Origin of the sequence: Mycobacterium sp. ENV421, from assembly GCF_002887815.1 — a bacterium.
Taxonomy (GTDB): domain Bacteria; phylum Actinomycetota; class Actinomycetes; order Mycobacteriales; family Mycobacteriaceae; genus Mycobacterium.
Window position 1 is genome coordinate 1 of sequence record NZ_PDHO01000072.1, and the last position, 7,331, is coordinate 7,331.

The following is a 7,331-nucleotide window of genomic DNA, read 5'->3' on the forward strand; positions in this document are numbered from 1 at the left end:
GTGAAGCGGAACCTACGCCCGTGCTCCCCATTTACACCGGATCCCGGACACGACCTTGTCCCTCGAGCCTGAACAGCTGCGCCGTCCCCGAAGTGATGAAGGTATCCGGGCTGCGTTGCGAATTCTTGTCACGGCACGTGAGCACATGACGACCGAACGCACTGCGACTGTCAACGCTCTCACTGCGTTGTTGCGTGTGGCTACCCTCGGTGTTGACGCACGTAAGCCGTTGACCGCCAGCCAGATTGGTGAGGTCGCCCGCTGGCGCACCCGAGTTGAAGACCTTGTCACCGTCACTGCACGCGCCGAGGCAGTACGGCTGGCCAAGCGCGTGGTTGATCTCAACGAGCAACTCGCGGCCAACCACACGCAGATGACCGATCTCATCCACGCCAGCAAGGCCTCTGTACTGCTGGATAAAACCGGCATAGGCCCAGTCACCGTCGCGGTCGTCTACACCGCCTGGTCGCACGCCGGCCGGGTTCGTTCCGAGGCCGCGTTCGCCGCTTTGGCCGGCGTCAACCCGATCCCCGCCTCCTCGGGAAACACCGTGCGCCGCCGACTCAACCGCGGCGGCGACAGGCGGCTCAACCGTGCACTGCACATGGCCGTCGTCACCCGGATGACCCACGACCCCGACACCAAGGCCTACGTCGAACGACGTCGCGCAGAAGGACGTACCACGAAAGAGTGAATCGCCCTGGGTCTGTCGGACATCAAACCCGCCAACATCATGATCACCACCCCCACCGACGGCTCACCGCCACGAGTGTTGTTGACCGACTTCGGCATCGCCCGAAACCTCAACGACATCAGCGGCCTGACCATGACCAACATGACCGTGGGAACCGTCGCCTACTCCGCCCCAGAACAACTGCGCGGCGACGAAATCGACGGCCGCGCCGACCAATACGCGTTGGCAGCCACCGCCTACCACCTGCTGACCGGCACCAAACTCTTCGACCACTCCAACCCCGTCGCCGTCATCAGCGCCCACCTCAGCAGCCCTCCCCCACTACCCGGACACACCCGCCCCGACCTGGCCGCCCTGGACCCCATCCTGGCCCGCGCACTGTCCAAAAACCCACACCAGCGCTACCCCCGCTGCGCCGACTTCGCCACCGCACTCACCACCCAGATCGCCGACATGACCGCCGACCCCACCGCCGCAGCCACCCCCACCCAACACCCCACCGGCCAACCCTGGGCTGCTGACCACTCACCGTCCTGGACACCCCCACCGGCGGTGCCACCGCCCGACTTCGCGCACAGTTGGGCTGCCCCGGTAGCAGCCGGGCCTGCCGGGCGTCGGCGTCGACGCCTGCTGGTGATCGCCGCTGTCGTCGCGGTGCTCGCGGCGGTCGCTTCCATCATCGGGGTCAGGGCGGTGAGCGCCCACAACAAGAACCAACGCATCGCCGCTGAACATCAGGCGGCGCGGGAGGCCGGCGAGCGGTACTTGCGGGCCCTAGCGGCCGGGGATGCAGCCACCGCCCTGTCGCTGAGTGCCTCGCCACCGGCCGACACCCACCTACTGACAGATGCAGTGTTGAAGGCCGGGCTTGCTTCGCTGCCCGTCACCAACATCTCGGTCACCAACCTCGACCCGGTGGGCACTGAGGTCCCCACCACCGAAAGGCTACATCTAGCAGCCACATTCGGCTCCCAGCCGTCCCAGGCAGATGTGACAGTACGACACTCCGACGGCACGTGGAAACTTGATGCCATCACCGTCCAGGTCCCGTTGGGAGCCCCCGGCAGTGGGCCGAATGAGGGTATGAAGGCGGTCGGCATCGGCGGGCTGCCAAGCTTCGGCCGCCCCGTACTCACACTGTTCCCTGGTTCGCCCCCGGTCGATTCAGCCAACAAATTCGTCGACGTGACCGCGCAGGTCAAGCCGGTACTGCTGGAAGACCTGGGCGGCACCGCGCCAGCACCGATTGTTCCGACCATCAGTCTCAATGACACTGGCCGACAAGCGGTCCTCGACGTCGTGGAGGCTCGTTCGCGGTACTGCTTCCAGGGCGGGCCTTACCCACCTGACTGCTGCCCAACCGGATCGTGCAAAAAGCCCGACCAGCCCGGCACCAGCTCGGCAGGAATCGACACGAACACCGTGAAGTTGACGACGCTGCGGTCGGTGGACGGTGCCACGTACAGCCTCGATCCGGCCACGATGATCGTGACGGTCACCGACTGTCAGATGCAGTGGTCAGCCGATGCCCAGAAAGCCAACGGTACCGGCGTATGGAAGGACTACTGGATCACCATCGCCCTGGCCGGGAAAAAGGTCAATGTCGGTGTAGACCCGCCGGTGTGGGTACCCACCCCGATGAACTGATGCGCTGACCGCGCTGCGCAGTGCTGACACCGGCCCAGTCCGGCGTGCGGCACGGTGGGCCCAGGCGCTCTCGGTAGCCAGCCCTTCGTGGCATCACAACGCGTGGAGCCTCAGGCGGTAGGCACGGCGGGCGCAAGCTGGTCGAGGAGCGCTTCGAGGGCGGCGGTGGGACGTGTACCGAGGTGTTCGCCGGCCTCAGCCGCCAACAGCTCGACGGTCGCGATACCAGCGGCGTTGGCCGCCTCCTCTGCACTCAAACCGAGAGCACGACGCGCGGCGTACAGCCGTTGTCCGACTGTGGCGTTGGGCGCTTGTGCGGCAGCCAGCATGAGGTCGTTGTAGCGGGCCCGAACGGCACCCAGAGCTACGGCGAGGGCTGCCGACCCTCTGGCGTTCCGCGCGGCGCCGGCGGTCGTGATCTCAAGCTTGTGCAACTCGGTCAGAATCGAGGTCGCCCGGGGTGTGTAGTCCGGACTGGAGGGCTCAGGAAGGTCACCGATGCGGGCGGACAAGGTCGCCAAGGCAAGGTCGATGACGTCGGCGAGGGTGGCGGCCGGCACCGCATCCGACAGTGCCGCGGCAGCGTCCTCACGCAACTGATTGAGCGTGCCGGACCCCCATCCCAAGGCACCTTCCAGCTTGCCCAACGTCGCATCACGCGGCCAGCGACGACCTTTCTCCAGCGCGATCAGGGTGGCTCCCGCCACGATCCCGTCGCGCGCCAGGCCACGTTGAGTGAGGTCAAGCTCAGCTCGGCGTGCCGCCACGGCCGCCCCCACATGGGCGATGGCGGGGTCGATGTCCCCGGAAAGGTCCTCGTTGAGGTCCTCGTCATCGGCTGCGGCAGGAGCGGCGGGAACCTGAGCTGCTGGGTCGGCGACCCTGACGGGCCCTGCGGTCACCGGGGCCAGCTCCGTGTGCCCATCACGGGCATGCTCGAACACGACGACAATGCCCTCGGTGGGGTGACCGAGATGCAATCGCAGACCATCGGCAATCGGCACCGAGCTGCGCCTGCGACCACTGACGTAGATCCCGTTGGTGCTGGTGTCGACCGCCAACCAGCCACCGGGATGTGGCTCCAGGCGAACATGTCGACGCGAGATTCCCTCGTCAGGGACATAAATCGCGGCCCCGCTGTCGCGACCCAGCACGATCGGCCCATCGGCAGGGTTCACCACACGGGTCTGTGCACCGACTCGCACGATCAACGTCGGCGTGTGATCCACCAGACGCACTCCCATCATCCAAAACCTGCGGCGCGTCACCGCATCCACACCCACACGGTGCACTAGAAACAAGTATTGCATGCTAGCGGCGGCGGGGAGCTCAGACGGGCGAACTTGGGTGGCGAGTTCCTCACGCTGCACTGCCAGAACCCTCACGACGTCCAGCCTTTGTGCACATTGCGGCGTTGATCACGCCTTCTTTGCGGTGACGGGTCCGTCGATGCGGCGAGCCCCGAGCCGGCATGATGCTTTAACTCGCACTGTTGCAGTTGAGCGCCGGGTGGCGTTAACCTGTCAACCATGCTGCTTTATTTGAAACTAAAGCACCTTCGCTCCGTCGGAGCCGGGGCGGTGCATGATGTACCTCGGCGGCTAGCGGCCATCGGGACGCTTGCGAGCGCCGCCGTGATGTTCGCTGTCGCGGCAGGTACGCCGGTTGCTCAGGCCGCCGTATGGGGGGGTGTGGCGGCCTTCACCGATGGGTCGCAGACCCCCACTGGTTCCGCATCCACGGTGGGACCGTTCTCGTCGGCGGATCTGGCGGCCTCACTGCTGTCGGCCGAGCAGGTGGCCGCGATCACCGGTTCGAGGACAGCGATGCAGGTCCGCGGCCCGTCAGCCGGTTTCCTCAACACCGCCAAGGACATCAGCGACCCGCACTGCGCCAGCCCTTGGGGCCCGGGCGAGGCCGCCTCCTACACCGGCGACGCCTATACGGGCGTGGCGGTCGGCACGGCCAGCGATTCGGGCGCTCACCCTGACCACACCCTCACCCAGGCGGTCATCGGGTTCGCGGACGAGGGGTCGAGGCGCCGCTACGAGAGCCGCATCGCCCGCGAATGGCGCCAGTGCGCCACCCGCGCGATTACCTACACCCCTGCGGATAATCCGACTGCCACACAAACCTGGCGGTTCGGCACTGCCGATTCCAACCCCGAGCGAACCATGATGATCATGTCGCAAGACGTGGCTGGAGCCGACTGGGGCTGCGAACGGGGCCATGCCTCCACCACCAGCAACATCGCCATTGACGTCCTGGTGTGTGGACGCAACCCCAAAGGCCAAGCATCCCAGGCTATCCAGATGATCACCAGTCAAGTTCCGGCATGACGCCCGATCAGCTGCAACGCCGCACTGTCGCCAACAGCGCGCACCCGAGGACGCTGAGGTGCCACAATGACCAGGCCGCCAGCAACACTGCCGAACGAGGGGTTCAACGCATCGTGAGCACTCCAGCAAGCTCGGTGTGGGCACGCACACGCAGCGGTGTGTGTGCGGCGGCAGCACTGGCGGCTACCCTGACCGCCTCAAGTTGTGCGGCCAGCGTCCCGGGAGCCCTGCTATCCGGGCCGGACCAGCCGTTCCGGGTCGCGGGTCTGGTCGCCGAGGACGGGGCCAGCGGCATGCGCGACAACGCACCGGCGCCCTCAGGGTCGGTGCGGGGCAGCGACAACGGGCAGGTCGACCGGCTGGCCGCCGTGAGCATCGACGACATCACCGACTACTGGCACCAGGCCTACCCGCACAGCCTGCAGGGCACGTTCACTCCGGTCGACACCCTGGTGTCCTACGACTCCACCGACCCCGCCAGCCCGGTGCTGTGCGGCGAAACCACCTACGACGAGGTCAACGCATTCTTCTGCCCACGCGATGACCTGATCGCCTGGGATCGCGGGGTCATGGTGCCGATCACCGAGAAGTACTTCGGCCAGACCGCGGTCGCGGGGCTGTTCGCCCACGAATACGGCCACGCCATCCAGGACATGGCCGACCTCATCGAGCGCGACACCCCCACCCTGGTTGCCGAACAGCAAGCCGACTGCTTCGCCGGCAGCTACCTACGCTGGGTCGCCGAGGGCCGATCACCGCGGTTCACGCTCAGCACCGGCGACGGCCTCAATCACGTCCTCGCCGGCGCGATCACCATCCGCGATCCAGTCATCACGCCGCGGCGGATGAGACTTCTCGAGGACGGACACGGCACCGCATTGGATCGGGTCAGCGCCGTCCAAAAAGGCTTCAGCGCGGGCCCCGGCGCGTGCGCCACCATCTCCATGGACGAAATCACCCGCCGCCGCGGCGATCTCCCGCTCGTTCTGCAAGCCGAATCGAGCGGGACACTGCAGTCCGGGCAAGTCACCATCACCGAGGAGACACTGAACACCTTGGTGGAGATCCTCGGCAAGATCTTCTCCCCCGACCAGCCGCCCACCCTGGCCCTCGACGCCTCTCGCGTCAGCTGCCCATCACACCCCGACGCTGACACACCTGCCTGGTACTGCCCGTCGGCCAACACCGTCGTCGTCAACCTCGGAGTCCTCCAGAACATGGGAACACCGTCCGATGAGTCCAATCACGTTCTCCTCCAAGGTGATAACACCGCGCTGTCAGTCGTCACTTCTCGATACCTGCTGGCCATGCAGCGCGAGCGAGGCCTGCCCCTTGACTCGGCGACCACAGCGCTACGAACGGCCTGCCTGACCGGGTTCGCGCAACGCACCATGGCCAAGCGCATCGACGTCGCATCCGGTAAACAACTCCAACTCACCGCCGGTGACCTCGACGAAGCGGTCGCCGGGCTCCTCACGAACGGGCTCGTCGCCAGCGACGTCAACAACGACACCGTGCCCGCCGGCTTCACCCGGATCGCGGCGTTCCGCTCCGGGCTGCTCAATTCCACCGCTGATAGCTGCTATCAAAGGTATCTGCCATGACCACGTCCCCACCTTTCCGGCGTCTCGTCGCCTCCGCGGCCGCCGCCGTCGTCTGCTTGGCTGCGATCACCGTAACCGGCTGCGCGACAACAGTTCCCGGAACCGCGAACCTCAAGGAGCCCGTTTCCAAACCAGCCGAACCAACCCGGCCCCCTACTCCCCTGGTCACCGCCGCAGCGTTACCGCACCTGCTCATCGATCTGCCGACCATGCAAACCCTCATCGGCTCACCTGCGCTGCAGACCGGCGCTGTGGACACCAAACTCTGGGAGCTCGACGCCACCAGCCACTACACCCCGCCGGAGTGCCTGAGTTCGATGGTGTACGGGGAGGCCAGCACCTATGCGGGACTCAACGCCACCGACGCCTACGGACAAACCTACAAGGACCCCGGCCCCAAGGGGGCCCACGCCGTCGCGCAGATGATTGTGCTCTTCCCTGATCGTGCCGCCGCTGCTACGGCTGCTCAACGCATCACCGACCAGTGGCGAGCCTGCACCGGTCGGCAGGTGACTGAGACCCGCAGCGACGGATTGACGCCCCCGAAATGGACGATTGGCGATGTTGTTCAGACTGGCGCCGTGACGACGATGGTGCGCCGGCCCGACGACAGCAAGAGATGGGCGTGCGCGCGCTTCATGGCGGCCAAGTCCAACGCAGTGGTCGACGGACTGATGTGCTCCTACGACATCGCCGACCGCCCAGTGCAGATCACCAACGCCATCTTGGCCAAGATCACGGACTGAGCCGCACCTATGTCGCTGCCGTCGGGGAGATACGCGAACGAATTTTGTTTACTCCCTTGGCATTTACGCATCAAACATCCTCGGCGATGTCGTCGCGTCGACGCCACAACCCACCCTCACCGAGCAGTCCGCGTCAGCTGGGTCTGAGCTACCCATATCGAGTGATGCGTCAGAAGAAGGCGATGACCAGGGCGCATGTACGCTAGGCTTTCGCCGTGGTCGCGGGACTGGCAGCGGGTATCTCGCCTGGCCTGCGTGGGCGTTCTGAGTAGACCCCGACCCACTCCCCGCCCTGGTTGGC

Annotated in this window: 4 protein-coding genes and 2 pseudogenes; 5 read left to right on the forward strand and 1 reads right to left on the reverse strand. The window is 66.0% G+C overall.

Translation table 11 applies throughout. The annotated features are described in order from the left end of the window. Nucleotides 1–37 precede the first annotated feature (37 nt). Nucleotides 38–691 (forward strand): annotated as a pseudogene (locus CRM90_RS29070) (transposase); the annotation flags it as partial. Between the two features lie 21 nt (nt 692–712). Then, nucleotides 713–1,168 (forward strand): annotated as a pseudogene (locus tag CRM90_RS31175) (serine/threonine-protein kinase); the annotation flags it as partial. A gap of 1,283 nt (nt 1,169–2,451) precedes the next feature. Here CRM90_RS31175 and CRM90_RS29080 read toward each other — a convergent pair. Beyond that, nucleotides 2,452–3,618 carry an FHA domain-containing protein gene (locus CRM90_RS29080; RefSeq protein ID WP_233209580.1) on the reverse strand — a complete coding sequence of 389 codons (1,167 nt, stop codon included), beginning with the start codon at nt 3,616–3,618 and terminating at the stop codon, nt 2,452–2,454. A 360-nt stretch (nt 3,619–3,978) separates the two neighbouring features. Here CRM90_RS29080 and CRM90_RS29085 point away from each other — a divergent pair, with 360 nt between their 5' ends. From CRM90_RS29085 to CRM90_RS29095, 3 genes are all read left to right on the forward strand, one after another. After that, entirely contained in the window at nt 3,979–4,680 is a 702-nt protein-coding gene (locus tag CRM90_RS29085) for a sensor domain-containing protein (RefSeq protein ID WP_233209581.1), read from the forward strand. A 113-nt stretch (nt 4,681–4,793) separates the two neighbouring features. Beyond that, entirely contained in the window at nt 4,794–6,284 is a 1,491-nt protein-coding gene (locus CRM90_RS29090; protein WP_199190103.1) for a neutral zinc metallopeptidase, read from the forward strand. Then, on the forward strand, nt 6,281–7,030 hold the full coding sequence (locus CRM90_RS29095; RefSeq protein ID WP_102810331.1) for a sensor domain-containing protein: 750 nt from the start codon (nt 6,281–6,283) through the stop codon (nt 7,028–7,030). The genes CRM90_RS29090 and CRM90_RS29095 overlap by 4 nt, the downstream gene beginning before the upstream one ends. Nucleotides 7,031–7,331 lie beyond the last annotated feature (301 nt).